Source organism: Streptomyces sp. NPDC052773 (assembly GCF_044547145.1).
In the GTDB taxonomy this organism is placed as follows: Bacteria; Actinomycetota; Actinomycetes; order Streptomycetales; family Streptomycetaceae; genus Streptomyces.
Map to the genome: position 1 here is coordinate 673,348 of NZ_JBITZX010000001.1, position 25,385 is coordinate 698,732.

Annotated in this window: 23 protein-coding genes, 3 tRNA genes and 1 pseudogene; 16 read left to right on the forward strand and 11 right to left on the reverse strand. The window is 74.1% G+C overall.

Features of this window, described 5'->3' with window-relative positions:
• Nucleotides 1–48 precede the first annotated feature (48 nt).
• Both ACIG0D_RS03135 and ACIG0D_RS03140 read right to left on the reverse strand, forming a co-directional pair.
• Entirely contained in the window at nt 49–1,500 is a 1,452-nt protein-coding gene (locus tag ACIG0D_RS03135; protein WP_399795930.1) for an FGGY-family carbohydrate kinase, read from the reverse strand.
• A gap of 96 nt (nt 1,501–1,596) precedes the next feature.
• Entirely contained in the window at nt 1,597–1,899 is a 303-nt protein-coding gene (locus ACIG0D_RS03140) for a YtxH domain-containing protein (RefSeq protein ID WP_365762545.1), read from the reverse strand.
• Between the two features lie 167 nt (nt 1,900–2,066).
• Between ACIG0D_RS03140 and ACIG0D_RS03145 the strand changes: the two genes are divergently transcribed.
• The 3 genes from ACIG0D_RS03145 to ACIG0D_RS03155 all read left to right on the forward strand — a co-directional run bounded on the left by ACIG0D_RS03145 (nt 2,067) and on the right by ACIG0D_RS03155 (nt 2,458).
• Nucleotides 2,067–2,139: transfer RNA gene (locus ACIG0D_RS03145), tRNA-Asn, on the forward strand.
• A 5-nt stretch (nt 2,140–2,144) separates the two neighbouring features.
• Nucleotides 2,145–2,217, forward strand: a tRNA-Asn gene (locus ACIG0D_RS03150).
• 167 nt (nt 2,218–2,384) lie between these two features.
• A tRNA-Ile gene (locus ACIG0D_RS03155) sits at nt 2,385–2,458 on the forward strand.
• A gap of 171 nt (nt 2,459–2,629) precedes the next feature.
• Here the strand turns inward: ACIG0D_RS03155 and ACIG0D_RS03160 are convergent.
• Complete coding sequence (locus tag ACIG0D_RS03160; protein ID WP_399796364.1) at nt 2,630–3,235, reverse strand: IclR family transcriptional regulator; 606 nt, start codon at nt 3,233–3,235, stop codon at nt 2,630–2,632.
• Nucleotides 3,236–3,238: 3 nt separating this feature from the next.
• Nucleotides 3,239–3,409 (reverse strand): annotated as a pseudogene (locus ACIG0D_RS03165) (helix-turn-helix domain-containing protein); the annotation flags it as partial.
• Between the two features lie 453 nt (nt 3,410–3,862).
• Here ACIG0D_RS03165 and ACIG0D_RS03170 point away from each other — a divergent pair.
• The 7 genes from ACIG0D_RS03170 to ACIG0D_RS03200 are packed head-to-tail and all read left to right on the forward strand — an operon-like array spanning nt 3,863 to nt 10,229.
• Nucleotides 3,863–4,648 carry a 2-keto-4-pentenoate hydratase gene (locus ACIG0D_RS03170; protein ID WP_399795932.1) on the forward strand — a complete coding sequence of 262 codons (786 nt, stop codon included), beginning with the start codon at nt 3,863–3,865 and terminating at the stop codon, nt 4,646–4,648.
• Entirely contained in the window at nt 4,645–6,135 is a 1,491-nt protein-coding gene (locus ACIG0D_RS03175; RefSeq protein WP_399795933.1) for an aldehyde dehydrogenase, read from the forward strand. Before ACIG0D_RS03170 ends, ACIG0D_RS03175 begins: the two co-directional genes overlap by 4 nt.
• Nucleotides 6,136–6,167: 32 nt before the next feature.
• Nucleotides 6,168–6,467: a hypothetical protein gene (locus tag ACIG0D_RS03180; RefSeq protein ID WP_399795934.1), complete on the forward strand. Its 300-nt coding sequence runs from the start codon at nt 6,168–6,170 to the stop codon at nt 6,465–6,467.
• Entirely contained in the window at nt 6,452–7,291 is an 840-nt protein-coding gene (locus ACIG0D_RS03185) for a hypothetical protein (RefSeq protein ID WP_399795935.1), read from the forward strand. Before ACIG0D_RS03180 ends, ACIG0D_RS03185 begins: the two co-directional genes overlap by 16 nt.
• Nucleotides 7,288–8,406 carry an amidohydrolase family protein gene (locus tag ACIG0D_RS03190; RefSeq protein WP_399795936.1) on the forward strand — a complete coding sequence of 373 codons (1,119 nt, stop codon included), beginning with the start codon at nt 7,288–7,290 and terminating at the stop codon, nt 8,404–8,406. The genes ACIG0D_RS03185 and ACIG0D_RS03190 overlap by 4 nt, the downstream gene beginning before the upstream one ends.
• Complete coding sequence (locus ACIG0D_RS03195) at nt 8,403–9,386, forward strand: SAM-dependent methyltransferase (protein WP_399795938.1); 984 nt, start codon at nt 8,403–8,405, stop codon at nt 9,384–9,386. Before ACIG0D_RS03190 ends, ACIG0D_RS03195 begins: the two co-directional genes overlap by 4 nt.
• Nucleotides 9,387–9,443: 57 nt before the next feature.
• Entirely contained in the window at nt 9,444–10,229 is a 786-nt protein-coding gene (locus ACIG0D_RS03200; protein WP_399795939.1) for a sugar phosphate isomerase/epimerase family protein, read from the forward strand.
• A 68-nt stretch (nt 10,230–10,297) separates the two neighbouring features.
• On the opposite strand, the gene ACIG0D_RS03205 is transcribed toward ACIG0D_RS03200, so the two are convergent.
• The 3 genes from ACIG0D_RS03205 to leuD all read right to left on the reverse strand — a co-directional run bounded on the left by ACIG0D_RS03205 (nt 10,298) and on the right by leuD (nt 12,742).
• Nucleotides 10,298–10,861: an Lrp/AsnC family transcriptional regulator gene (locus tag ACIG0D_RS03205; protein ID WP_399795940.1), complete on the reverse strand. Its 564-nt coding sequence runs from the start codon at nt 10,859–10,861 to the stop codon at nt 10,298–10,300.
• 112 nt (nt 10,862–10,973) lie between these two features.
• On the reverse strand, nt 10,974–11,990 hold the full coding sequence (locus tag ACIG0D_RS03210) for a DMT family transporter (RefSeq protein ID WP_399795942.1): 1,017 nt from the start codon (nt 11,988–11,990) through the stop codon (nt 10,974–10,976).
• Nucleotides 11,991–12,154: 164 nt separating this feature from the next.
• Complete coding sequence (leuD, locus tag ACIG0D_RS03215) at nt 12,155–12,742, reverse strand: 3-isopropylmalate dehydratase small subunit (RefSeq protein WP_399795943.1); 588 nt, start codon at nt 12,740–12,742, stop codon at nt 12,155–12,157.
• Nucleotides 12,743–12,947: 205 nt separating this feature from the next.
• On the opposite strand from leuD, the gene ACIG0D_RS03220 reads away from it, so the two are divergent.
• The 4 genes from ACIG0D_RS03220 to ACIG0D_RS03235 all read left to right on the forward strand — a co-directional run bounded on the left by ACIG0D_RS03220 (nt 12,948) and on the right by ACIG0D_RS03235 (nt 17,411).
• A complete protein-coding gene (locus tag ACIG0D_RS03220; protein ID WP_399795944.1) occupies nt 12,948–13,187 on the forward strand; it encodes a 4-oxalocrotonate tautomerase family protein in 240 nt (79 codons plus the stop codon).
• Between the two features lie 10 nt (nt 13,188–13,197).
• Complete coding sequence (leuA, locus tag ACIG0D_RS03225; RefSeq protein WP_399795945.1) at nt 13,198–14,790, forward strand: 2-isopropylmalate synthase; 1,593 nt, start codon at nt 13,198–13,200, stop codon at nt 14,788–14,790.
• Between the two features lie 285 nt (nt 14,791–15,075).
• Nucleotides 15,076–16,113 (forward strand): HesA/MoeB/ThiF family protein, encoded by a 1,038-nt coding sequence (locus ACIG0D_RS03230; protein WP_399795946.1) that lies wholly within the window; start codon nt 15,076–15,078, stop codon nt 16,111–16,113.
• Complete coding sequence (locus tag ACIG0D_RS03235; protein WP_399795947.1) at nt 16,110–17,411, forward strand: hypothetical protein; 1,302 nt, start codon at nt 16,110–16,112, stop codon at nt 17,409–17,411. Before ACIG0D_RS03230 ends, ACIG0D_RS03235 begins: the two co-directional genes overlap by 4 nt.
• 25 nt (nt 17,412–17,436) lie before the next feature.
• Here ACIG0D_RS03235 and ACIG0D_RS03240 read toward each other — a convergent pair whose 3' ends face one another.
• A complete protein-coding gene (locus tag ACIG0D_RS03240) occupies nt 17,437–17,988 on the reverse strand; it encodes an ANTAR domain-containing protein (RefSeq protein ID WP_399795949.1) in 552 nt (183 codons plus the stop codon).
• A gap of 201 nt (nt 17,989–18,189) precedes the next feature.
• Between ACIG0D_RS03240 and ACIG0D_RS03245 the strand changes: the two genes are divergently transcribed.
• Nucleotides 18,190–18,498: an STAS domain-containing protein gene (locus ACIG0D_RS03245; RefSeq protein WP_399795950.1), complete on the forward strand. Its 309-nt coding sequence runs from the start codon at nt 18,190–18,192 to the stop codon at nt 18,496–18,498.
• Nucleotides 18,495–19,466 (forward strand): anti-sigma factor RsbA family regulatory protein, encoded by a 972-nt coding sequence (locus ACIG0D_RS03250; protein ID WP_399795952.1) that lies wholly within the window; start codon nt 18,495–18,497, stop codon nt 19,464–19,466. Before ACIG0D_RS03245 ends, ACIG0D_RS03250 begins: the two co-directional genes overlap by 4 nt.
• Before the next feature lie 36 nt (nt 19,467–19,502).
• Here ACIG0D_RS03250 and ACIG0D_RS03255 read toward each other — a convergent pair whose 3' ends face one another.
• The 3 genes from ACIG0D_RS03255 to ACIG0D_RS03265 form a co-directional block, all read right to left on the reverse strand.
• Nucleotides 19,503–20,540 carry a rod shape-determining protein gene (locus tag ACIG0D_RS03255; RefSeq protein ID WP_399795953.1) on the reverse strand — a complete coding sequence of 346 codons (1,038 nt, stop codon included), beginning with the start codon at nt 20,538–20,540 and terminating at the stop codon, nt 19,503–19,505.
• Nucleotides 20,541–20,674: 134 nt separating this feature from the next.
• A complete protein-coding gene (locus ACIG0D_RS03260) occupies nt 20,675–24,385 on the reverse strand; it encodes an SAV_2336 N-terminal domain-related protein (RefSeq protein ID WP_399795954.1) in 3,711 nt (1,236 codons plus the stop codon).
• A complete protein-coding gene (locus ACIG0D_RS03265) occupies nt 24,375–25,385 on the reverse strand; it encodes an AAA family ATPase (RefSeq protein ID WP_399795955.1) in 1,011 nt (336 codons plus the stop codon). The genes ACIG0D_RS03260 and ACIG0D_RS03265 overlap by 11 nt, the downstream gene beginning before the upstream one ends.

A 25,385-nucleotide genomic window follows, 5' to 3' on the forward strand; every position in this document is an offset into this window, starting at 1 on the left:
CAACCGATTAACCCATCGGGCGGCCCTCGCGAGGGCGGGGGCGGGGCCCTACGCCCGGAACGCCCCCGGATGCGTCTGCTCCCGCACCGACACGAACTGCTGGCGCACCGCCTGACCCACCGCCAGCTCCTCGCCCGGCTCCAGCACCTGCGCCGCCGCCCCCTGCCAGGCCGGCGGGACATGCGGGTCGAGGGTGCCCTGCGACACCCCGAGCGCCCAGGCGGCCTGCCGGGCGGCACCGATCGCCGCGTAGTCCGCGGGCTGCGGTACGACGACCTGCGCGCCGAACAGGGACGGCGCCGAGGCCTGCACGGCGGGCAGCGCGGCGGCCGGGCCCAGCAGGAAGATCCGCCGTACTTCCACGCCCCGCCCGCGCAGCACGTCCAGCGCGTCGGCGAGCCCGCACAGCATGCCCTCGAACGCGGCCCGCGCCAGATGCTCCGGCTTCATCGCCTCCCGCCGCAGGCCCGCCAAGGTGCCCGCGGTGTGCGGCAGCGCCGGCGTCCGCTCGCCCTCCAGATACGGCAGCAGGACCAGCCCGTGCGCGCCCGGCGTCGACTTCAGCGCCAGGTCGGACAGGGTCTCCAGGTCGGGCAGGCCGAGGAGTTCGGCGGTGCCGCGCAGGGTGCGCACCGCGTTCAGCGTGGTCACGACCGGCAGATGCATCCCGGTCGCGTCGGCCAGGGTGGTGATCGTCCCGGACGGGTCGTGCAGCGCCTCGGGGTGGACGGCCATGACGGACCCGGACGCGCCGAGCGAGACGACCGCGTCCCCGAGACCGAGGCCCAGCCCGAACGCGGCGGCCATGGTGTCCACGGTCCCCGCGGAGATCAGCAGCCCCTCCGGGGTCGTACCGGCCGCGTCCGACGGTCCGATGACCTCCGGCAGCATCGCCTGCCGGCCGAGCGCCAGCTCGACGAGATCGGGCCGGTAGGAGCCGGTGGCGGCGGACCAGTAGCCGGTGCCGGAGGCGCCGCCGCGGTCGGTGGTCCGGCGCACCGGCCGGCCCAGCAGCTGCCACACCAGCCAGTCGTGCGCCTGGAGGAGTACGGCGGTGCGCGCGGCGGCGTCCGGCTCGTTCTTCGCGAGCCAGCGCAGCTTGGTGACCGGGTGCGCGGCCTGCGGAACACAGCCGACGGCCTGCGCCCAGGCCTCCCGGCCGCCGAGCGCGTCGATCAGATCGGCCGCGGCGACCTGTGCGCGCTTGTCGCCGCCGGTCAGCGCCGGGCGGACGGTGTTGCCCTGCGCGTCCAGCGGGATCACCGCGTTCGCCTGCGCGGAGACGCCGATCGCCTGGACGCCCTCCAGCAGGCCGCCGGCGGCGGCCTCGCCGAGGGAGAGCAGCCAGGCTTGCGGATCGACGTCGCTGGGACGCCCGCCGTCGGGGCTCTCCAGCGGATGGGGGGCATATCCCTGCTTGAGCACGGCCCCCGTGTCCGTGTCGCAGACGACGATACGAGTGAAATCGGGTGAACTGTCCAACCCGGCGACTATCCCCATGCAACAGATTGTGCCGTAGCGCTGCACCGGCTCGAGCCGGGTCGCCCCGGGGGACGGGCGCCGGGAGTGGCGGTTCCCCTGGGATGAGAAGGAGCCTCAGGTGTTGCTCGTGCCCCAGTCGTCGCCAGCCGAGCCGTTCGAGCGGTCGCGGACGGCGCGGACGCGGTGGGCGACGGAGTCGGGCATGCGGTCGCCGACCTTGTCGCTGACCACGTGGTACGCCTTGCCGGCGAACTGACGGCCCTGCTGGGCGGCGGTCTCGGCGGTGTTGCGCACGGCCGGGTTCTGGGAGAGTCGCTGAGCGGACTTCTTCAGCTGTTCGTAGCGCTCTCGCCCGGCCCGTGTGCCCAGGACGTAACCCAGAGCGAGTCCGACGACGAACGTGAGCCGGTAACGCATGGCGGCCACCCTTTCCTTGCGTAGTCCCTGGCACGGTTCCGGTGCGGCATCGGGCCCGGAGGTACCGATTGGCGGAGCACCCCCCTGCTTGCGCTAATGTATGTGTCGCAGCGAGCGAGCGCCCCCTGGCGAATACCCAGGTAGGTACGTTCGATGCAACGAGGCATTCCTCCGTAGCTCAATTGGCAGAGCAGCCGGCTGTTAACCGGCAGGTTACTGGTTCGAGTCCAGTCGGGGGAGCTCGGTCCTCCGTAGCTCAATTGGCAGAGCAGCCGGCTGTTAACCGGCAGGTTACTGGTTCGAGTCCAGTCGGGGGAGCATGCTGAACGAGGACCCTCCGGGGTCCTTTTTCATGTCCGGGGGAACCGTTCGGGCCGCGGCGGAGTCCTCATGGTCGTGCGATGCCGACCATGCCGGAGCAGGAGATCGTATGAGCGGCTATGCTGCGGCAGACGGCGCGCACAAATGTGCGCGACGCGCCGTGAGGGGCGGTAGCTCAGCCGGTTAGAGCAGCGGACTCATAATCCGTCGGCCGTGGGTTCGAGTCCCACCCGCCCCACCGAGGCGCTCCGCCGCAGAAACGTTCTCACCTGCGGCGGAGTGTGAAACCCCGGCGCGCCGAGAGGTCACTCGGGGGCATCAAGATCGTTTGCCGGGCCGTGCTCGCCCGCCGCTCGCTCGAAGCGCGGGGCACCGCCCGTCGTCCGCCTCCGGTGTGCCGTGGATCACCTCACCCGCCCGCCCCGGACACCGCCGCCGGCCCCGTGGCCACCACGTCCTCGCCGCGACCCAGCAGGGTGCGCTGCATCCCGGACGTGGCCGACAGCAGGGGCTCGCGCCAGCGTTCGGCGCGTTGCGGGGACCGTACCGACAGGCCCAGGGCCGCGACGGCGTGGCCGTTCGCGCCGAGCACCGGTGCGGCGATGTTCACCGCGCCCCGGTCGGCGGCGTCGGGCAGGACGACGCAGCCCTGGCGGCGGGCCCGGCGCAGCAGATCCGCCAGTGCCGCCGAATGCGTACGCCCCAGCGGGCGCGGCTGCTGTTTCCGGCCGTGGTAGGCCAGCAGGGCCAGGCCCGCCGCCGACTGCTCCATCGGCTGGCGCACCGGCAGCCGCGGCGCGGACTCCCACGGCGCTCCGGCCGAGCCGAACCGCTCCACGTACACCACGTCGCCCTCGTCGGCGACCGCCACGAACACCTGGGCGCGGGTCGCCTCGTGCAGGGCGTGCAGATAGGGCAGCGCCACCTCCCTGAGCCGGGTGCGGGCAGAGGTCAGGCTGCCCAGCTCCCACAGCCGCAGGCCGATGCGGTACCGCCCGTCGGACCCCCGTTCCACAGCGCGCCATTTCTCCAGTTCCGACAACAACCGGTGGACGGTGGTGATGGGTATCCCCGCCCTCCGGGCGATCTCCGTCAACGACAGACTCGGGTGCCGTACGTCGAACGTTCCGAGGACTGCCAGAACCCGACTCGTGACCGATACGCCGACCTGATTGGTGTTGCCCGCCATCCCCCTGGCCTCTCTCCTGAGCGTGTGACGCCCAGGGGTGGGCGTGGTTCGCACAGCCACTGACTACCCCTGGCGAAGCTGAGACGAGCACGGGGGATCGAACCCCGCTGCGGGCGAACGTACGTCCGTCGACGGGCGCCCGCCACCGTCTCTGAACACACGTCGCGCGGTGCCGCTCCACGCCTCCCAAACGTTCGGTGCGCACCGCGCCCCACTTGTCGCGCTCTGAACGTTCGACGGGGCCACCGGCCCCTCAGCCGCCACCCCCGCCACGCCCCCCGTGCCCCCGGGCGGGGGATGTGATGGTCCGCCATGCCGGACCGCCGCGGGTGGTGACGCCCGCTCAGCGGAACAGCGCACGCGGGGTTTTCGATGAGTGGAAACCGCCGCCGCACGCCCGGCGCCGCTACCCAAGATGACCCGTCGGAGCAGTCCGAGGTGGAGGTGTGTGCTGTGGCGACGGAAGTGGTGAGGGCGGCGCGGCTGCTGCTCGACGCGGAGGCGTCCGCGACCGCGCTGACCCCGCTGACCGACGAATGGCCGGAACTGGACGCGCAGACGGCGTACCGGGTGCAGGACACCGCGCTGCGCCTGCGGCTGGCCCGGGGGGAGCGGCTCGTCGGCGTGAAGCTGGGGCTCACCTCGCGGGCGAAGCAGCAACGCATGAAGGTGGCCGAGCCGCTGGTGGCCTGGCTCACCGACCGGATGGTGCGGCCGGCCGGCGCGACCGTCCCCGTGGGCGGTCTGATCCAGCCGAGGATCGAGCCGGAGATCGCCTTCGAGATGGCCGCCCCCCTGGACGGCACCGCCGACGAGACGGCGGCGCGCCGGGCGATCGGGCGGGTCCGGGCCGGGCTGGAGGTCATCGACAGCCGGTTCCTGGACTACCGGTTCACGCTGCCGGACGTGGTCGCGGACAACGGCTCCAGCGCCCTGTACGCCCTCGGCGACACCGCCCGCCCCGCCGACGACGGCCTGCGCGAGGAGAGCTGCCGGATCGACGTCGACGGCGTCACCGCGGGCAAGGGCGTCGGCGCGGACGTGCTCGGCGACCCGGTGGCCGCGCTGCTGTTCGCCGCCCGGCTGCTCGCCCGGCGGGGGCTGCGCGTCGAGGCGGGCTGGACCGTGCTGACCGGCGGGGTGACCGACGCGGCGCCCTTCCCGGCCGGCACGACGGCCACCGCGGTCTTCTCCACCCTCGGAACGGTTTCGCTCACTGCTGCGGAGGGACGGTCATGACCGGGCAGGACGAGGACTTCTACGGACATGTGATCGACGGCAAGGAGACCGAGTCCGAGGACGGGCGCCGGTTCACCTCCGTCGACCCCTGGCAGGGCCACGCCTGGGCGGAGGTCGCCGAGGGCGGGCCCGCGGACACGGACCGGGCCGTCGGCGCCGCCCGGCAGGCCTTCGACACGGGGGAGTGGCCCCGGATGGGCCACGCCGCGCGCGGGAGGATCCTGCACCGGCTGGCCGCCCTGATCGAGGAACACGCCGCCGAACTGGCCGCCGCCGACAGCCGCGACATGGGACGGCCGCGCGCCCAGGCCCTGGCCAAGGACGTGCCCCGGGCCGCCGCCAACTTCCGCTTCTTCGCCGACCACGCGCGGCTGACCGCCGCCGAGCACCTGCCCGCCGACAACGGCACCCACGTCTACACCCGCTACGAACCGGCGGGCGTCGTCGCGGCCATCGCCCCCTGGAACTTCCCGCTGATGCTGGAGAGCTGGAAGATCGCGCCGGCCCTCGCCCACGGCAACACGGTGGTCCTGAAGCCGGCCGAGCAGAGCCCGGTCTCCGCGACCCTGCTGGCCCGGCTCGCCCTGGACGCGGGCATGCCGCCCGGCGTGCTCAACGTGCTGCACGGGCACGGCCCCGCCGCGGCCGGCGAGTTCCTGGTCTCCCACCCCGGCGTCGACCGGATCACCTTCACCGGCGAGTCCGCCACCGGCCGGGCCATCGCCCGCGCCGCCGCCGACCGGCTGACCCCGCTCAGCCTCGAACTCGGCGGCAAGGCGGCCAGCCTCGTCTTCGCCGACAGCGACCTGGACCGCGCGGTCGACTGGTCGGTGACGGCCGCCTACACCAACGCGGGCCAGGTGTGCCTGGCCGGCAGCCGCGTCTACGTCGAGCGCCCCGTCTACGACGCGTTCCTGGAGCGCTTCACCGCCGCCGCGGACGCCCTGCGGACGGGCGACCCCGCCGACCCCGGCACCGACATCGGCCCGCTGTCGTCGGCGGAGCACCACGCGAAGGTGCGCGGCTTCCTCGACCGGCTCGACGGCGGCCCCGAGGGGCGGCTGCTGACCGGCGGCCCCGACCCCGGCGACCCACGGCTGATGCGGCCCACGGTGGTGGTGGACGCCGCCGAAGAGGCCGCCGTACTGCGGCAGGAGATCTTCGGGCCGGTCGCCACCGTGCTGCCCTTCGACACCGAGGAGGAGGCCGTGGCCCGGGCGAACGCGACCCCGTACGGGCTCAACGCCATGGTGTTCACCGAGGACCTGCGGCGCGCCCACCGCACCGCCGCCGCCCTGCGCGGCGGCACCGTCTGGGTCAACTGCTTCTTCGTACGGGACCTGCGCGCCCCCTTCGGCGGTGTCGGCGCCTCCGGCATCGGCCGCGAGGGAGGCACCCACAGCAGGGAGTTCTTCACCGAGCCGAAGGCCGTCGTGATGGACATCGCGGGAGCCGTCGGACCCGAGGCGACGGGGGCGGCCCGATGAGCGGCTCGATGAACGCCCCGATGAGTGCCCCGATGAGCGGCCCGAGCGAGGCCCGCGCACCCCGGACGCGGGACAACTACCTTCTCCAGCGGGCCGTGTTCGACCGGCTGCGCCACGGCGAGGCGGCCGTCCTCCCGGCCGGTCTGCCGGAGTCCGACGCCGCGCTGCTGCGCGCCGGGGACCTGCGCGGACTGGCCGACCGGGGCGTGCACCCGGTGCTGATCAACGCGTTCGCCCGCGCCCTCGGCATGACCCGCGCCGACTACCGCCGCCTGCTGGCCGCCGGACGCCCCGCCGCCCGAAAGGGGGTGGCGCGATGGCGCGCATCGTAGCCGCGTTCGCCGCCTCCCACGCGCCGATGCAGCTGGCCGCCGCCGACTCCGCGCCCGGCGACCAGGCGAAACGGTTCCTCGAGGCGCTGGGCGACGCCGCCCGGCGGGTGCGCGAGGCAGGCGCGCAAGCGGTGGTGATGCTCTCCAACGAGCACTTCACCAACTTCTTCCTGGAGAACTTCCCGCAGTGCTGCGTCGGCCTCGCCGACCGGCACACCGGCCCCGCCGAACCCTGGCTGCCGATTCCCCGGGGCAAGATCCCCGGCCACGGCCCGCTGGCCCGCTCGCTCGCCGACGGACTGCTCGGCGACGGCTGGATGACGTCCTTCTCCGAGCGCCTGGACCTCGACCACGGCGTCATGACGCTCTATCACGCCCTGGCCCCCGACGGCGATCTGCCGCTCGTGCCGGTCCTCCAGAACTGCGCCGTCGCGCCGATGATGCCGCTGCCCGCCTGGTACGACTTCGGGCGCGCGCTCGCCCGGGCCGTCGAGAACTGCACCGCCGTCGACCGGGTCGCCCTGGTCGCCGCCGGCGGACTGTCCCACTGGATCGGCGTCGACCGCACCGGCGACATCGACGAGGAGTTCGACCGCTGGTTCCTCGACCGGCTGCGGCGCGGCGCCCTCGACGAGGTGCTGAGCCTCACCGACTCCGAACTGGAGCAGGCCGGCAACGGCGCCCACGAGATCCGCAGCTGGCTCGCGCTGGCCGGCGCCGTGGACGCCCCGGTGACCGTGACGGCGTACGAGCCGATCCACGCCTGGGTCACCGGCATGGCCGTCGCCGAATGGCATCCGGCGACCCACGGAGGCCGCACATGACGCCGCACACGAGCGGTGCCGGCCGTGCCTACGACGTACACGCCCACGCCATGCCGCTGCCCGTGCTGCGGTTCCTCGCCGACCGGGGCCTCGCCGACCTGTCCGCGCTGCCCTCCGGCGTGGTCCGCCTCGACCACCGGGTGTCGGGGCTCGGTCAGGACGACGTCCCCATCCCCTGCCCGCCGGAGCAGTACGACATCACCGCGCGGCTCGCCCGCATGGACCGCGAGGGCGTGGCCCGGCAGGCGGTGTCCCTGCCCCCGTTCCTGACCTGCTCCACCACCCGGCACGAGGTGTTCGTCCGGGAGATCGTCACCGCCGGCAACGACGCGCTCGCCGCGTTCTGCGCCGCGGCCCCCGACCGGCTCACCCCGCTCGGCACCGTGCCCATCGGCTCCCGGGCCGCCGCCGCGGAGGCCGAACGCTGCCTCGGCGAGCTGGACATGCCCGGACTGGCCTGCGGCACCCGCGGCATGGGCCGCGAGTGCGACCACCCGGTCAACGACCCGCTGTGGGAACTGCTCGGCCGCACCAAGGTCTTCACCCTGCTCCACCCGTCCACCGCGCCCGCCCTCGACCGGCTGGGCGACTACTGGCTGCCCCAACTCGTCGGCTACCCCATGGAAACCGCCCTCGCCGTCTCCCGGCTGCTGCTCGGCGGCACCCTCGAACGCCACGAGCCCGTGCTGTGCCTCGCCCACGGCGGAGGCTGCCTGCCCGCGCTGCGCGGCCGGCTCGACCTCGGCTGGCACACCAAGCCCGTCGCCCGCCACACCCGGCGGCCACCCCGCCACGGCCTGGACGCCCTCTACTACGACACCGCCGTCTTCTCCACCCCCCAACTCACCTCCCTCGTCGCCGACGTGGGCCCTGGGCACGTCCTGCTCGGCACCGACTCGCCGTTCGACCTCAGCGACACCACCCCGCTGCGCACCGTCGGCGACCTGGGCCTGCCGGCCGACCACGCCGCCCTGATCCTGCACCGCAACGCGACCCGGCTGCTGCACCGGCCGCCGGCCGCCCCGCCCGGCCCCGCCGCCACCGGCGACGCCCGGCGGTCCGTACCCACCCCCGCGGCAGCGCCGCGACCGACACACCAGGAGGCCGTACGATGAACAGCCCGCTTTCCGCCGGACGACGCCCCGCCTTCGACCTGATCCGCGGCCATGTGCTGGTCTCCACCTTCGCCGCGCTCGACATGACCGGCTCCCTCACCCGGCTCGCCGAGCAGGGACTGACCGTCGAGGAGGCCGGAGCCAACCGCTTCCTGTCCGAGGGCGTCTTCCGCTATCTGTCGCAGCGCGGCGTGCTGCGCACCGACGGCGACCGCTACCACCTCACCGAGCTGGGCCGCAGCCTCTACGAGGACCGCGGCTACCTGGTGTGGCTGGCCGGCGGCTACAGCGAGCCGCTGCGCCGCTTCGGCGACCTGCTCACCGGCACCGCCACCTACCGCGAGGACGTGCTGCGGGACGGCAAGTGGGTCGCCGTGGGCTCGGCGCTGCTCGGGAAGCAGGACGTGCAGCCCGAGGTGGTCAAACTGCTCGGCGGCCTGGAGTTCGACCGGGTCGCGGACATCGGCTGCGGCAACGCGCACTTCCTGATCACCCTGCACGACCAGCTCGGCTGCGAGGGGCTGGGCATCGACATCAGCCCCGAGGCGGTGGCCGAGGCGCGGCGCGAGGTCGAGGCCGCCGGCAAGAGCGGCGTCATCGACGTCATCGAGGCCGACGGCAGCGACATCGCCTCCATCCCCGGCCTGGAGGACGTCCAGCTGGCCATCACCTTCTTCTTCCTGCACGAGGTGTACGAGAAGGGCTTCGACGCGCTCGTGGACTACCTGCGCGCGCTCGCCGACCGCCTCCCGGCCGGGGCGCACGTGCTGGCCGCCGAGGTCACCGCGGCGCCCAGCTCCACCGCCACCGACGACGTCTTCGGACCCGAGTTCGCCCTGGTGCACGCGGTGATGGGCCAGTACCTGCTGGACGAGGAGGGCTGGGCCCGCGCCTTCACCGAGGCGGGGCTGACCGTGAAGGGGCTGGTCCGGCCGGCGATGCCCGACGGTCTGCTGATCCTCGCGCAGAAGGCCGCCTGACCCGTGCCGGCCACCTCTCCCACGAGGCGCACGCGGGCCGGTTCCGTCCTCAGCGCGATGACCCTGCGCTCCTGTGAACTCGGCGACCGGGTGCGCGCCGCCGCGGCCGCCGGGTTCGACGGAATCGGCCTGCGGGTCGACGACTACCTGCGGGCCCGCTCCCAGGGCTGGACCGACGAGGAGATGCGCGACCTGCTCGCCGTCCACGGACTGCGGGTGAGCGAGGTGGAACTGCTGCGCTCCTGGGGCCGGCCGGACGAGGCGGCCCGGCGGGAGGAGGACCTGGTCTTCCACATCGCCGCCGTCTTCGGCGCCCGCAGCGTCAACGCGGGCCTGCCCGACATCGAGGCCGAGGTGGACCTGGCGCCCGAGTACGCCCGGCTGTGCCGGCGGGCCGAGGCGGCCGGTGTCGTCGTACCGCTGGAGTTCATGCCGTACGGCGCGATCCCCTCGCTGGAGCGGGCCCTGGACCTCGTCGAGCGCGCCGGGCGGCCCAGCGCGGGCCTGCTGATCGACACCTGGCACTGCCATCGCACCGGGCTGGGCGCCGCGGACATCGCGGCGCTCGCGCCGGACGCGGTGCTCTCGGTGCAGATCTGCGACACCCGTCCCGAACCGCACCCCGACCCGCGCCACGAGGCCCGGCACCTGCGGCTGCTGCCGGGCGAGGGCACCGCCGACATCCACGGCGTCCTGCGGGCCCTGCTGCCCTCCCGCCGCCTGGAGTCGGTCGCCGTGGAGGTGATGTCCGACGAACTGGACGCCATGGACGGCGCGTCGGTCGCCCAGCAGGCCCGGGTCGCGCTGGACAAGGCACTGGCGGGCGGCGGCTGGACCCGCTAGGGGAGTCACGCGCGAAGTCGCGGCACCCGCCCGCCGTCGGGAGCCCGGCATGATCGGCGAGACACCCCCTAGCGGCGGCGCCCCCGGGTGGGGGGTTCCGCGCGGGGGCCGTGCGGGGGGCGGGGTGGGGGCTCCGGGCGGGGGGCGGGCTGTTCGCGTTCGGGTTTGCCCTCGCCGAGGGGGAGCAGGATGCGTGTCTCCAGCCGTTCGTAGACGATGGAGGTGCGCACGTCGGCGACCTCGCGGCGCTCGGTCAGCTGGTCGATGACGAAGTCGTACAGGTAGTCCGTGTCGGGCACCGCCATGTGGATGAGGAAGTCGTCGCTGCCGGTGGTGACGAAGATGCCCACCACCTCGGGGCGCATCCGCACCCACTCGCGGAACCCCTCCAGCACCTTGCGGGACGGCGGTCGTATCCGCACCGCGATCAGGGCCTGGATCGGGCGGCCGATGGCCTCCAGATCGACCTCGGCCGTGAATCCCTTGAGGACCCCCTTGCGCTGGAGGGCGCGCAGGCGTTCCAGGGAGGTGGACGGGGCGACCCCGGCGGTGGCGGCCAGTTCGCGGTTGGTCTGCCGGCCGTCGCGCTGGATCTCGCGGAGCAGCAAGCAGTCGAGTTCGTCCAGTTCCATCCGGTTCCCCCTGGGTTGTGGACGCTATCTACCCCTCTCGCAAAAGGATGCCCGACGATGCATATTCACACATACGGTCTTCCGTGCGGTCTTCAACTCTGACGGAAAGACGTCACGGCCGTTCGGCGGGGACGGCCGGGGCGGGCAGCGCACCGTCCACGGGGGCGCGCGTCGGGTCGGTGATGTCGGCAATGCTCGCCGGTGACCGATGTGTCCGCGGTCGCAGCCGGTTCAGCAGGCCGGGCGGGACGCTCACCGATACCAGGCCCACCAGCAGCAGGGCCATTCCCGTTTCGGCCAGCGCGGACAGCCGCTCGTCCAGCACCAGCAGGCCCAGCACGGCCGCCACGAGGGGCTCCGCCAGGCTGAGCGTGCCGGCCGTGCCGGCGGTCACCCGGCGCAGCCCGCCCACGAACAGCATGTACGCCACGGCGGTGGCGGCCACGCCCAGCCAGAGCAGCAGCAGCGAACCGGAGCCGGTGGCCAGCCCCCCGCTGTCCCGCACCACGGCCGGCAACAGGACGACACCGCCGGCCAGCAGCGTCGCGGCGACCGCGGCGGGCATGTTCGCACCGCGGTCGGAGAGCTGCTTGGCGGCCACCGTGTACAGGCCGTAGCAGACACCGGAGACGATGCCGAACACCACACCGGCGACCGCCACTTCGGCGCTGCCCGGGGCCAGCAGCAGGACACAGCCGGCGATGGCCGCCGCGGTGCCGACCGCCCAGGCGGTGGTGAGCCGTTCCCCGGTGACCACGCGCGAGCAGATCCCGGTGGCGACCGGGGCCACCCCGAGGGCCACGGCGGTGGCCAGCGCGGCGCCCGTGCGGTCGACCGCGAACATGAACCCGGCCTGGTAGACGGCGGTCGCGAGGGCGGCCAGGGCGATCCACGGCCACACCGGCCGGGTCAGCAGCAGCCGCAGCCCCGAGCCGCGGCCGGTCATCAGCAGGGCGGCCAGCGCCAGCACCAGGCCGCCGATGAGCAGACGTAACGCCCCCAGGGACACCGGATCGGCGCCGGTGTCGGCCCACACCTGCGCGGGCCCCACGGTGCCCCACAGGCAGGCCGCGGCCAGCACGGGCAGGGTCCCCCGGGTGAAGTGGGAGCGAGCATGAGGTTCGGTCATGGCTCACGACGCTAGGTATCCGTTGGGCCCATGTCGACAGACGCCGAACTTCCTTCGGCAGCAGGGGAGATGGCCCGCAGATCCTCGAACCGCCGCCCGCGGCACGCCCCCGGCGGGGCAACGAAGTGCGGTCGGTGTACGGCTCACGCGGCGGGTTCCGCGTCTCACAGGGTGCGCGGCAGCCACGCGGGCCGGCGCCGCTCGAACGCCCCGATCCGGTCCTCGTGCAGCAGGGTCGCGCCGATCTCGTCCAGCCCGTTCAGCAGCCGGAACCGGCTGTAGTCGTCCAGGGCGAAGGCGGCGACCGCCCCGCCCGCCTCGACCCGGCACCGCTCCAGGTCGACGGTGAACACGGTCGCCGGGTCCGCCTCCGCGACCGCCCAGAACCGCTCGGTGTCCGCCTGGCCGAGCCGCACCGGCAGCAGCCCGTTGCCGATGGCGTTGCCCCAGAAGATGTCGCTGAACGACGGCGCCAGCACGGCCCGGAACCCGTGGTCCATCAGCGCCCACACCGCGTGCTCACGCGACGAGCCGATACCGAAACCCGCCCCCGCGACCAGCACGCTCCCGCGCGCGTACTCCGGGCGGGCCAGCAGATAGTCCGGGTCGTCCCGCCACTCGGCGAACAGCGCGTCGGCGTACCCGGTGCGGCCGACGCGCTTGCAGTACTCGCCCGGGATGATCTGGTCGGTGTCGACGTTGGTGCGGCGCAGCGGCACCGCCGTCCCCTGGTGCACGGTGAACTTCCGCATGTCTCCCGCTCCTCGGCTCTCCACGGCGTTCCGCGCGCCGTACGCGGCACGAACCTAGGAGCCGCGCGCCGCCCGCGGCCGAAGGTCTTGCACTGAGCGGAAAGGCCTTGCCGGGGCCGGCGGCCGGCGTGCTCCACTGTGGTGGCCCGGGGCGTGCCCTCCATCCCTCCCCCTCCGCCCCCTCACCCCAGCCGTGGAGCCGCACATGCCGCTGATCGAGGTCACCGTGGCCGAGGGCCGCTCCGCGGAACGGCTGCGCGCCCTGATGGCCGCCGTGCACCGGGCGGTCCGGGAGTCGCTGGAGGTGCGGGACGAGCAGATCCGCGTCCTGGTCCGCGAGGTCCCCGCGCACCTGTGGTCGGCGGGCGGTGTGACGCTCGCCGAGCGGGCCGCGCCCGGCCGCGCCCCGCAGGACGCCCCCTATGAGCAGCCGACCGGAAGGTGAGTTGCCCGGTATGAGGAACGTCGCGATCCAACGGCCCAGCGGTATGCCCGTCCACCGGTACCGGGCCTACCCGCCGATCGACCTTCCGGACCGCAGCTGGCCCGACACCGTCATCACCCGGGCACCCCGCTGGTGCTCGGTCGACCTCCGGGACGGCAACCAGGCGCTGGCCGACCCCATGGACCCGGAACGCAAACTGCGCATGTTCCGCCTCCTGGTGGACCTCGGCTACAAGGAGATCGAGATCGGCTACCCGACGGCGAGCCAGGCGGACTTCGACTTCGCCCGCACCCTCGTCGAGCGGGACCTGATCCCCGACGACGTCGTCGTCCAGGTCGTCACCCCGTCGCGGGAGGACTTCATCGAGCGCACCTTCCAGGCCGTGGAGGGCGCCCCGCACGCCATCATCAACCTCTACAACTCCACCTCGGCGCTCCAGCGCAGGGTCGTCTTCCAGCTCGACCGGGACGGGGTGCGCGACCTCGCGGTGGCGGGCGCGCGGCAGTGTGTGAAGCAGGCCGAGGCGACACCGTCCACCGAGTTCACCTTCCAGTACTCGGTGGAGTCGTACACCGGCACCGAACTCGACTTCGCGCTGGAGATCTGCAACTCCGTCAACGAGGTCTGGCAGCCCACCCCCGACCGGCCGACCATCATGAACCTGCCCGCCACGGTGGAGACGTCCACGCCCAACGTGTACGCGGACTCCATCGAGTGGATGCACCGGCACCTGGACCGCCGGGACGCGGTCGTGCTGTCGCTGCACCCGCACAACGACCGCGGCACCGGCATCGCGGCGGCCGAACTGGGCTATATGGCGGGCGCCGACCGGATCGAGGGCTGCCTGTTCGGCAACGGCGAGCGCACCGGCAACGTCTGCCTGGTGACCCTCGCGCTGAACCTGTTCACCCAGGGCGTCGACCCGATGATCGACCTGTCCGACATCGACGCGGTCAAGCGGGAGGTCGAGGCCTGCAACCGGCTGCCGGTCCACCCGCGCCACCCCTACGGCGGCGAGCTGGTGTACACCGCGTTCTCCGGCACCCACCAGGACGCCATCAAGAAGGGCATGGACGCCCTCGCCCGGGACGCCGAGGCCGCGGGCGTCCCCGTCGACGAGCACCCCTGGGAGGTGCCGTACCTCCCGCTGGACCCGAAGGACGTCGGGCGCACCTACGAGGCGGTGGTGCGGGTCAACTCCCAGTCCGGGAAGGCCGGTCCGGCTTACGTGCTGCACCGCACGCACGGCTTCGACCTGCCGCGCGGCCTCCAGGTCGAGTTCTCCCGCGCGGTGCAGCGGCGCACCGACGAGCTGGGCGGGGAGGTCACCGCGCAGGAGCTGCTGGAGCTGTTCGAGCGGGAGTACCTGTTCCCGCTCCCGGACGCCGGCACGCCGGGCGGTGACGCGTCCGACGTGACCGTGCTGGAGTCGCACACCCGCCCGCGCACCACCGGCACCCGCCCGCAGACCGCCGCATACGTCCGCTACGCCGCCGGCGGCCGGGAGCGGTGGAGCGTGGGCCTCGGCGACGGCCCCGACCAGGCCCTGACCGCCGCCCACGAGCGGGCCCGGCACACCGCCGCGCGGCTCATCCCGGGCTGATCCCCGCAGAGTTCGGGCCGGCCGGCGGCGGCACGTCACGCCGCCGTGCCCCGCCGGACCGGCACGAGCAATCCCGTCCCGACGACCACGCAGGAGGGAGGTACGCCATGAAGATCGAGCGTGTTCACGAGGAGGGCCTCGTCAAGGAGTGGCACACCAACGTCATCTGACGACGGCCGCAGCGCACCGCCGTGGCGGGGAGGCGGCCGGCCGCCTCCCCGCCACGGCGGCGGCCCGGACCCGTCCCCGCTCCCGACCACCCGCCACCAGAACAGGAGACGCCGGATGCGGCGACCCAGGGTCAAGGAGTTCCTGCGGATCTACCACGTCGCGGGGGAACCCCACCTGTACATAGGGATCGGACCGGAGAAGTTCCGGATCATGGACCCGACCGAGGAGATGGTCTCCTTCGTGCTGGACCTCGACGGGACCCGCACCCGTGAGGAACTGCGCGAACGCTACCCCGAGTCCGAGGACTGGCTGGCCGTCCTCGACTCCCAGGGCGTCCTCGACGACGCCGCCGTCACCCCACCGCTCGACCCGGACGACCTGCGGCGCTTCAGCCGCCAGATCAACCACCTGCGGCTGTACGACCGGGACGGCTGGAACGGCTACGAGGGCATGCGCCGGCTGCGCGAGGCCCGGGTCGTGATCATCGGCACCGGGGCGGGCGGCACCACCCTGCTGCGGCTGCTCAACGCGGCGGGCATCGGCACCCTGGAGGCGGTCGACTTCGACACCTTCGCCGAGGAGAACCTGCCCACCCACCCCACCTTCGACGAGCAGGACGTCGGCGTGCCGAAGCTGGACGCGCTCGAACGCCACCTCGCCCTGCAGAGCTCCCGCTCCCGGTTCATCGCCCACCACACCCGCATCGAGTCCGCCGACGACATCGTCAAACTCGTCGACGGCGCCGACTTCTTCTTCAACGCCTACGACCGCCCCCGCAACAAGGCGATCCGCTGGTCCAACGAGGCCAGCCTGCGCACCGGGGTGCCGTTCGGGCAGATCGGCATCACCAACAAGGGCGCGCGGGTCGGCCCCACGATGATCCCGGGGCGCACCCCCTGCATGGAGTGCGTCGGGATCCGCGACCTGGACGTGCTGCGGCCGGAGAAGTCCGGCAGCCTCACCGGCACGCTGGTGTCGATGGTCGCCGGAATCGCGGTCAACGAGGTCATCGGCCTGGTGTCCGGCGCGAAGGACACCTCCCGCACCGCGGGCCAGAGCCTCTACGTCAACGCGGAGACCCTGACCTTCGACTTCACCCCGTTCGCGTTCCGGGACGACTGCCCGTGCCGGGAGGGACGACCGCCCCGGTGACCGCGACCCACGACAACGCGCCGCCCGCCACTCAGTGGGCCGGAGTGCGGCGGCTGGCCCGCTCCTGGGTCCCGACCGCGCTCGGCTCCTCCATGCTGGCCTGGGAGATCCCCCTGGTCGCGGCGATCACGGCCCGGATGGCCGACGGGGCGAGCGCGCTGGCGGCGCTCGGCGCGGGACTGTCCGTGCTGTTCGTCGTCAACTCCCCGGCGCTGGCCCTGGCGCCGCTGATCGTGGCGGAACTCGCCGGGCAGGGCTCACGCAGGCTGCTGCGCTGGGCCCTGGGCACCGGCCTGGCGGGCTGCGCGGCGCTGCTGGTGCCGGCGGCCCTGCCCGGTGTCGCCACGGGCTTCCCCGGACTGCTCGGGCTGCCCGCGAACCTGCACGACGCCTTCCGCACCTGCCTGCTGTCGTTCGCGACCGCGCCGCTCGCGGTCGCGCTGCGCCGGTATCTGCACGGCCGGCTGATCGCCGCCGACACCACCCGTCCCATCGCCGTCGCGACCGGCATCCGCATCGCGGCGACGACCCTGATCGCGCTCGCCGCCTGGCAGACGGACCTGCCCGCCGCGGCCACGGGCGGCATCGCCCTGTCGGCGGGCGCCTGGGCGGAGACGGCGTACCTGTCCGTGGCGGCCCGCGCGCTGCCGCCCGCACCGGCCGGCGCCGGCCGCCGGCTCGCCGTCCAGCACGCCCGGATCACCTCCACCGTGCTGCTCAACATGAGCCCCTCGCTGATCACCACGGTCGTCCTGACCCGCTCGGCGTCCGCCGAGGACTCGCTGACCGTCTGGCCGGTGCTCTACGGGCTGGTCTCCCTCGGCATGGTCCCGCTCTCCGACCTGGACACCGTCGGCGCCGCGTTCCTGCGCCGCTCGGGCCGCCCGCGCGACCTGCTCCGCTTCACCGCCCTGCTGACCGCCACCCTGCTCGCGCTGTCCGCCCTGGTGGCCCTGACACCCGTGGCCCGCTGGTACGTCGTGGACTTCAGCAACGTCCCCGACGGCCCCGCCGATCTCGGTCTGCGCTGGATCGCCGTCCTCGCGCTCGTACCGGCGCTGTGGGCGGTACGCGGCCGGCTGCGCGCCCTCGTCATCGCCGGCGCCGACACCCGCACCCTGCCCCGCGCCGCCGTCCTCCACCTCGCGGGCCTGATCGGCTGCGGCCTCCTGCTCACCCTGACCCCGCTCCCGGGCGTGGCCTGCGCCTCCCTGTCCCTGACGGGAGCCCTCCTCCTGGAGATCGCGGCGCTCACCCGCCGCCGCTCCCCGGAGGACGCGACACACCCGGCCCCCTGACCGGAGGCGGGCGACCGCGCTCCGGTCAGCCGCGAACCCGGGCGATGGCCGTGCGCAGAGCCTGGTGCACGGGCTCCGGGACGGGCGACGAGGCGTTCTCCGCGCTGGCGGTGACCGTCGCGGCCACCGTGCGCAGCTTGGTGTTGGAGAGCTGGGAGGCCTCGCGGAGGATGTTCCAGGCCTGCTCGGAGGTGCAGGCCTGGGTGGCCATCAGGATGCCGCGGGCCTGGTCGATGACCGGGCGGGTCGCCATCGCCCGGCGCAGCTGCTCCACCTCACGGCACAGCTCCCAGAAGTCCCGTGGCTGGCCACGCCAGTTGACCGCGGCCACGGGGATCATGTGACGTTCGCCGTAGTCGCGCAGCAGGTCCAGGAAGCGGCGCCCGGCCGTGTCCATGAAGTCCACCCCGGACATGTCCACCTCGACCCGGCGGGTGCCGGCGGGCAGCTCGGCCAGGGCCCGGGCCAGGATGGCGGTACAGCCGTGGACGAGTTCACCGCGCGCGGCGAGCAGTGCCCGGCCGGTGTCGTCCGTACGGCACTCGATGATCAGCGGGTTCGACTCGGCAGTCCTCACAACCGTCCTCGACTCAACCGTTCTCGTCCGTTCGGCGGGGCCGTCCTCAACCGTCGGCGTGTCTTTCGCCTCTTTTGGCGACACCGTGCGCCTTCCCGGTGCGCGGCGTGGTACACCCACTGAAGTGACGTCGAACCCGGCATGACCTTTGCTGACCGCGGGTACGTGCGTTGACGTCCGGGACGGAGTGCGGAGACAGGTGTGCAGCTGACGGTGTACCCGCTGGCCGAGGGGCGCGGGGTACGGGCGGCCGGGGAGGTCGGCCTGGCCACGTACCCCGTCTGGGAGCGCACGCTGGAACGGATCGTCCGGGACGGCGAGGGGGTGTGCCATCTGGAACTGTCCGCCGTAACGTTCGTCGATGTGGCGGGCGCAGGTGCGCTCGTGGCCGCCGCCCGGCGGTTGCCCGGGGGGCGGCGTCTCGTGTTGCACAGGCCGCCGGCCGCGCTGTGCCGCACCCTGGAACTGTTCTGGCCCGACCTGCCGGCGATAGAGGTGTCGATGTCATGAGTGCCGATGCCCTGGCTGCCCGCGCCGCGGACGCCACCGGCGACCCGTTCGTCCACCCCGCGCTCTTCTATCGCGACGACCGTGAATACCTGGCCGGAACCGTCCCCTTCATCCTCGACGGCCTCACCGCCGGGGAACCCGTCGCCGTGGCCGTGCCCGGGGAACGGCTGGAGCTGGTGCGCGACGGGCTCGGCGACGCCGCCTCCGAGGTACGGCTGCTGGACATGCGCGAGGCCGGCCGCAACCCGGGCCGGATCATCCCCGGCGTGCTGCGCGCCTTCGCCGACGCCCAGCCGCCCGGCCGCCGCGTGCGGATCATCGGCGAACCCATCTGGGCGGGCCGCAGCGACACCGAGTACCCGGCCTGCGTCCAGCACGAGGCACTGATCAACGCCGCGTTCACCGGCCGCCCGGTCACCATCCTGTGCCCGTACGACCTCACCCGCCTCGACGCCGACGTCCTCGCCGACGCCTACGCCACCCACCCGACCGTCGTCCACGCCGACACCGGCGCGGTGACGGCGGAGCAGATCAGCGACGCCTACGACCCCGACGGGATCGTCGCCCGTTACAACCGGCCGCTGCCCGTCGTCGCCGACGCCCTGGCCTTCGCGTTCGACTCCGAGACGCTGCCCGACGCCCGGCACACCGTCACCGCCGCGGCCGAACGCCTCGGCCTCACCGGGCTGCGCCTCGCCGACCTCGCCCTCGTCACCGCCGAGCTGACCACCAACAGCGTCGTGCACGGCGGCGGCACCGGCACCGTGCGGGTGTGGGCCGAGGACCGGTACGTGGTGTGCGAGGTGCGCGACAAGGGGCGGCTCGGGGACCCGCTCGCCGGACGCCGGCCCGCCCCGCAGGAGCAGCGCGGCGGGCGCGGGCTGCTGCTGGTGAACCTCGTCGCCGACCTGGTGCGGCTGCACACCGGGGACGAGGGGACGACGGTGCGCTGCTGGTTCGCGCTCTGATCCGCCGGCCGGCCGGGCCGCGGCGGGCCCGGACGCTCAGGTCGACAGCGGGTCCAGCACCAGCGGCTCGATCTTGCCCTCCAGCATCGCGCCCAGCCCCTGCACCGCGCACACGTCGGGCCGCTCGGCGATGTGCACCGGCATACCGGTCGCCTGCCGCAGCATCTGGTCCAGGCCCGGCAGCAGCGCGCTGCCGCCGACCATCATGATCCCCCGGTCGGCGAGGTCGGCGACCAGGTCCGGCGGGCAGTCCCGCAGCACCTTGCCGATCCCGTCGAGCACCGCGGTGAGCGGCGTCTGGATGGCGTCCCGGACGGCGGCCGTGTCCACCTGCACGGACCGGGCGAGGCCCGTGGCGACGTCCCGCCCGTGGATCTCCGTCGAGGTGGGCCCCTGCGGGGTGAGCCCGTTGCCCGACAGCGCGATCTGCAACGGCCGTACGGACTGGCTCGGCAGCATCAACTCGTGCTCGTGGCGCAGATGCTGCACGATCGCGTGGTCGACGGCCTCCCCGCCGACCGGAATGCGCTCCGCGGTCACGATCGACCCGAGCGACAGCACCGCGACCTGCGTGGCCGCCGCACCGCAGACCAGCACCATCGTCGCCTCCGGCTGATCCACGGGCAGCCCGCAGCCGACGGCGGCGGCGATCAGCGTGTCGACGAGTTCGACCCGGCGGGCGCCGAGACCCACCAGGGTCTCGATGGTCGCCCGCTGCGCCAGCGGGTCCGCGTCGTGCGGGGTGCAGGCGGCGGCACGCAGCCGGGGCTTGCGGCGCAGACTGCGGCGGATCTTGTCACCGAGGAGGTGACGGAGCATCCGCTGCGCCATCTCGATGTCCACGACCGTGCCGCCGGAGACCGGCCGTACGACGCGGATGTAGCCCGGGGTACGGCCCGTCATCTTCTCCGCGAACTCGCCGACCGCGATCAGCGCGCCGGTCTTGGTGTTCACGGCGGCAACGGACGGCTGATCGACGACCAGCCCGGCGCCCTTGACATACACCCGCGTCCTCGCCGCGCCCAGATCGACGGCGAAGTGGCAGCGGCGCAGCTGCTCCAGACTGGCGGTCATGGCAGGTCCTCCCGAGAGCACAGACCGTGGCCACCGGACGGCGGCCTCTGTTCGCATCGTGCGGGCGCGGGGGAGGGGGCGCCTTTTGTGGGGGGCCGGGAGGGGAGCGGCTGAACGGGGGATTCGGGGGGTGTCTACAGCTCGCGGGCGGCGTGGAGGAGGGGGCGCAACGCTCTGGGCAGGTAAGAGGCGCCCGCCGCGCGGGCCGCCTCCTCCTCGGCGGCCGTCGTACCGATCACCAGGCACGCGGCGGGCGGCACACCGAGCCCGGCGATGGCCCGCCTGACGGTGTCCGGGTCGGGCGGCAGCGGGGTACGGCCGCTGTCACGCCCGTGCACGCCACCGTCGAAGCAGTCCAGCAGGCCGTGGCGTTCCAGGTGGTCCGCCGCGACCCGCGGTGCCGTGTCGGTGACCACGGCCAGCCTCCTGCCCTTGCCGGCGAGCGTGCGGACGAGGAGGTCGGCGTTGGGGGAGGGCATCGCGGCGCGGGCCGCCACGCGCTCGGCCGCGGTCAGACGGTTGTGCAGCGCGTGCGCCTGCGGGCTGTCCCTGAAGGCCCGCAGGAGGTCCAGGGGATGCAGGCGGTACCCCTGCGGAGCGACCTGGACCTCCGGCGGCAGCAGGGGGTGCCCGGCGAGCGCGTCGTCCGGGCTCCTCTCCTCGGCCAGCAGCCGGGCGAGGTCCCGCAGGGTCTCGGAACGGCTGTCCTCCGTGTAGAGCCGCGTCAGCGTGCCGTCGAACCCGAAGATCACCGCCCGCGCCGCGCGCAGCGCCCGGACGGCGGAGGAGCCGGAGCGGCGGGGCGGCGCGGGGGCCGCGTCCGGGAACAGGCTCTCCGGTACCTCGTCCCGTGGCAGTGGCCGGTCGTCCCGGGACTCCTCGTCCTGGGCCAGCAGCGACGGCAGGTCCTCCTCCGTGGGGAAGGAGCCCGCCGGCAGGTCGTCCGGCTCGGTGCGGGCGTCGTCGTCGAGCACCGCCACGCCGTCCTCGTCGGGCGGTCCGCCGTACTCCTCGCGCAGTTCCCGGCCCAGCGCCAGCAGCTCGGGGCTGCGGCCGCCGGAGAGTTCGTACTCCTCGAAGACCTCCAGGGCCTCCTCCAGCCGCCCCTGCCGGCGCAGGGCGATCAGATACAGGCGGCGGAAGTCCTCCCGGGAGGGGTGCGCGCGGACCAGCCCGGCGAGGTCGTCCGCCGCGCGGTCCACCTCCCCGAGGTCCAGATCCAGCTCGGCGCGTCTGCGGCTCAGGGTGAGGCGGAGCTGGAGGAGGCGGGTGCGGGCGGTCTGGGCGGCGGGGCCGGGGACGTTGGAGAGGGGGTCCTCCGTGCCCCAGAGGGCGAGGGCCTGGTCGTAGAGGTCGCGTGCCTGCCGGGCGTCCTGCCCGTCGGCCCGCGCGACCAGGCGCTCGCACTCGACGAGGTCGACGTGGTCGGCGCTGGTGTGCAGGGCGTAGCCGTCGGGGAGGGTGGCGAGCGCGGCGTCGGGGCCGAGGAGGGTGCGCAGCCGGGACGCCGCCCTGCCGAGGGCGGCCATGGCGTCCCTCGGCTCGTCGCGGCGCGCCCACAGGCCCGCCCGCAGCTCGTCGTGGGTGACCGCGCGGCCGTGCTTGAGCAGGAGCATGGCGAGCAGGGCGCGGGCGTCGCGCGGGAGCTCGGGACCACCGTCGGGGAGTTCCACGCGCAAGGGGCCCAGGACGTGGTAGAAGCGCCGGTCGTACGCCTGTGCCGGGCCGTTCGTCCCCGACGCCAGCTGCCCCAGCATGTCGGACAGCGCCCGCAGATCCGCCGATCGTCCCGCGTCGCCGGAGGCCTTTCCCAGCTCGAAGAGGCTGAGCTTGACCGTGCCGTCGGGCAGCACCACGACCCGTGACATGCCGATGCCGCCGTGGACGAGGCCCGCGCGGTGCACGGCCGTGAGGGCCTGGGCGAGCTGGGCGTCGATCCGCCCGCGCAACGGCATCGGGAGCCGGTACCCGTACGGCGCCGCCAGGCAGTTCAGCGGGATGCCGTTCAGGTCCTCCATGACGACGTACGGGATGTCGTCCTCGATGCCGAAGTCGTGCACGCGCACCACATGCGGATGGCGGATCTCGCGGAGCGACTCCGCGTCCCGCAGGAACGCCTCCCGCCGCGCCGCATCGGTGACCGGGCGGTGCAGCCGGACGACCACGGTCCGGTTGGTTTCGGTGTCCTTCGCCCGCCACATCCTCGCGGGTGGATTGAGCAGCCGTCGCAGCAGCCGGTAGCGCCGCTTCAGCCCCGGTGGGACGGGCACCCCGCCCCCCGTCAGCCGCCGCACGCTCTCCTCGCTGACGGTCGCGAACGCCTCGGCCTCCACCCCAGTGGACGCCGTGCCGCCCTCCGCCGGGGTGGACGCCAGGAACTCGCCGGGGGCCCGGCCCGCGCGGGTGTCGATCAGGGCGCCGACCTGTTCGAGGAGTTCGGTGGTGTGGGCGCGGGCCGTGCGGGGGAGGCCGCGGAGCAGCAGTTCACGGACGCCGGGGCGGAAGGCGTACGAACCCGGTGAGCCCGGTACGGCCGTCAGCATGCCGCTGAGGATGATTTCGGCCAGGTGCCGCGGGCGCGGGTCGGGCTCCACGGCCGCCTGGACCAGCCGCATCACCGGCAGGTCGGGGCGGCCGAGGGCCAGATGGCCGGCCAGGCGGAACGCCTCCGGGGAGGCCGTCGCGCGAAAGCGCAGGACCAGTTCCTCGGGGGTGAGGAGGGCGAGGTCCGTACGGTCGTCCGGGGCGGCCGGGGCGCTGTCGAGGCGGGCCACCGCGGCCGGGTGGCGGGTGCCCCCGGAACTCGCCGTCAGCCCCGCCCAGTTGGCCAGCCAGTGCGGGTCCGCTTCCAGGACCGGGAGGAAGAGGGTGCCCTCGGCCGGGGCCTCCTCCGCGTCGTCGTACGGGGTGAACCGCAGCGTCGCCGTCGGGGCCGCCGGGCCGGGCGCCGACAGCCGGCCCGGGGTCGTCGGGAGCGCCGTGTCCCGCCACAGGTGTTCCGGGAGCGGCTGGACGACCGCGAGCGGCATCCGGTGCGCCCAGCGGCGCAGGGTGGCGTACCAGCGGTCGGCCGCCGGGCCCTTGCGCCACTGCGGGCCCATGCAGTCGCTGACGAGGAGGACGACGGTGCGTCCGTCGGCGGGGGTGTGCGCGGCCTGGGCGGGCACCGTGCCGTCGGGGGCGGCGGGGTGCAGGGTGACGGTGCGGAAGACGCCGGACTGGGCGAGGACGGCGTACAGCTCGCGGACCAGGGGCCACCAGACCGGCATGGTGGGGCCCGTGTCGTGGACGAGCCGCAGCGACAGCCAGCGCTCCCGGGCCGGGCGCATGACCGGCAGCCACGCGTCGGGGGCGCCGCCGAGGCGGGCGATGCGCTCGGCGGTGGCCCGCTCGTCCAGCTCGTGGCCGAGGGGCGCTTCGGTACGGCGCTTGAGGGGCCGCAGGGCGCGTTGCAGGGCGAGCGGGTGGCGCAGCATCGGGGGCGCCGGGGCGAGGAGTGAGGCGTGCCGGGTGGTCGTCACCGTCCCCCCGGGGGCCGGGAGGTGGAGTCGGGCCCTCGGGGGTTCCGGCCGCCGCTCCCCGGGTGCGGGCGGTGGTGTGTCGTCCCCGGGCGGCGGGGGTACGGGCCGCTCCGCGATCGGCGTCCGGTCCTCGGCCCGCTGCCCGGCCCCCGTTCCCGCGCCCGCTCCCGGTTCGCCTTCCGGCTCCGGCGGTGCCTCCATGTGCCCGGCCAGCCACAGCAGTTCCGCCAGTTCGCGCGGGCTGGGGCGGTCGCCGGAGGACGCCTCGGCCAGCAGGTCGGCCAGGCGGGCGAGGGCGTCCGCCGAAGGGTGCTCAGAAGGCATCGGGCTGGGGGCTCCGGCCGAGGTACGGCATGAGCTGTTCGGCCAGTTCGTCCAGGGACTCGGCGCCCAGGTCGGAGGCGCGGGCCAGGTAGATCGCGTTCAGGAGCTGGTCGGTGGCCAGTTCGCCGCCGCCCACCCGGGACAGGAACCGCTCGATCAGCCGCTGCGCGTGGTCGTCCGGCTCGCCCAGGTGCGCGCGGACGATGTCGGCGAGGTGCCGGTCGTCGGGCTGGCGCAGCCGCAGGGTGACGCAGCGGCGCAGGAACGCGGGCGGGAACTCGCGTTCGCCGTTGCTGGTGAGGACGACGAACGGGAAGGCCCGGCAGCGGACCCGGCCCCGGGTGACGGGCACGCGCGCGTCGGTGCCGTCCGCCAGTACCTCCGCGACCGGAGTGCGGCGGGCGGCGCGCACCAGCTCGGGGATCTCGTACTGGCCTTCCTCCAGCACGTTCAGCAGGTCGTTGGGCAGGTCCAGGTCGCTCTTGTCGATCTCGTCGATCAGCAGGGCGCGGGGGCGGGTGTGGGGGAGGAGCGCGGTGCCCAGGGGGCCGAGGCGCAGGTGGTTCTCGATGCCGGACTCGCCGGGGCCGCCGTCGAGGTTCTGCCGGGCCGCGTACAGGCGGGACAGCGGGTCGTACTGGTAGAGCCCGTCGTGCAGGGTGCTGCGGCTGGTGATGTTCCAGCGCAGCACCGGGCCGAGCCGCAGTTCGCGCGCCACCGCGTACACCAGGGAGGACTTGCCGGTGCCGGGCGGGCCGGTGACCAGCAGCGGGCGGCGCAGATAGAGGGCGGCGTTGACCAGCTGCACGGTCTCGGGGGTGGCCTGGTAGGTCTCCGCGCGGTGGGTGCGGTCGGGTGAGCCGGCGGAGGCGTCGTCGGCGTCGGACGGCGGGTCGAGCACCGGGCCGCCGTCGAAGTGCCGCCACGGCGGCGGCGGGGGCAGCCTGAGGATGCCGTCGTGCGGCTCGTTGGTGCCGGTGTAGACGGGCCACAGGGGCAT

Bases quoted from the DNA above. Each gene is read 5' to 3' on its own strand.
- ACIG0D_RS03135 (WP_399795930.1), bottom strand. From the start codon at position 1,500: ATGGGGATAGTCGCCGGGTTGGACAGTTCACCCGATTTCACTCGTATC.
- ACIG0D_RS03255 (WP_399795953.1), bottom strand. From the start codon at position 20,540: ATGACCGCCAGTCTGGAGCAGCTGCGCCGCTGCCACTTCGCCGTCGAT.
- ACIG0D_RS03175 (WP_399795933.1), top strand. From the start codon at position 4,645: ATGACCGGGCAGGACGAGGACTTCTACGGACATGTGATCGACGGCAAG.
- ACIG0D_RS03265 (WP_399795955.1), bottom strand. From the start codon at position 25,385: ATGCCCCTGTGGCCCGTCTACACCGGCACCAACGAGCCGCACGACGGC.
- ACIG0D_RS03195 (WP_399795938.1), top strand. From the start codon at position 8,403: ATGAACAGCCCGCTTTCCGCCGGACGACGCCCCGCCTTCGACCTGATC.
- ACIG0D_RS03250 (WP_399795952.1), top strand. From the start codon at position 18,495: ATGAGTGCCGATGCCCTGGCTGCCCGCGCCGCGGACGCCACCGGCGAC.
- ACIG0D_RS03185 (WP_399795935.1), top strand. From the start codon at position 6,452: ATGGCGCGCATCGTAGCCGCGTTCGCCGCCTCCCACGCGCCGATGCAG.
- ACIG0D_RS03200 (WP_399795939.1), top strand. From the start codon at position 9,444: ATGACCCTGCGCTCCTGTGAACTCGGCGACCGGGTGCGCGCCGCCGCG.
- ACIG0D_RS03180 (WP_399795934.1), top strand. From the start codon at position 6,168: ATGAGCGGCCCGAGCGAGGCCCGCGCACCCCGGACGCGGGACAACTAC.
- leuD (WP_399795943.1), bottom strand. From the start codon at position 12,742: ATGCGGAAGTTCACCGTGCACCAGGGGACGGCGGTGCCGCTGCGCCGC.
- ACIG0D_RS03140 (WP_365762545.1), bottom strand. From the start codon at position 1,899: ATGCGTTACCGGCTCACGTTCGTCGTCGGACTCGCTCTGGGTTACGTC.
- ACIG0D_RS03190 (WP_399795936.1), top strand. From the start codon at position 7,288: ATGACGCCGCACACGAGCGGTGCCGGCCGTGCCTACGACGTACACGCC.
- leuA (WP_399795945.1), top strand. From the start codon at position 13,198: ATGAGGAACGTCGCGATCCAACGGCCCAGCGGTATGCCCGTCCACCGG.
- ACIG0D_RS03205 (WP_399795940.1), bottom strand. From the start codon at position 10,861: ATGGAACTGGACGAACTCGACTGCTTGCTGCTCCGCGAGATCCAGCGC.
- ACIG0D_RS03210 (WP_399795942.1), bottom strand. From the start codon at position 11,990: ATGACCGAACCTCATGCTCGCTCCCACTTCACCCGGGGGACCCTGCCC.
- ACIG0D_RS03230 (WP_399795946.1), top strand. From the start codon at position 15,076: ATGCGGCGACCCAGGGTCAAGGAGTTCCTGCGGATCTACCACGTCGCG.
- ACIG0D_RS03220 (WP_399795944.1), top strand. From the start codon at position 12,948: ATGCCGCTGATCGAGGTCACCGTGGCCGAGGGCCGCTCCGCGGAACGG.
- ACIG0D_RS03260 (WP_399795954.1), bottom strand. From the start codon at position 24,385: ATGCCTTCTGAGCACCCTTCGGCGGACGCCCTCGCCCGCCTGGCCGAC.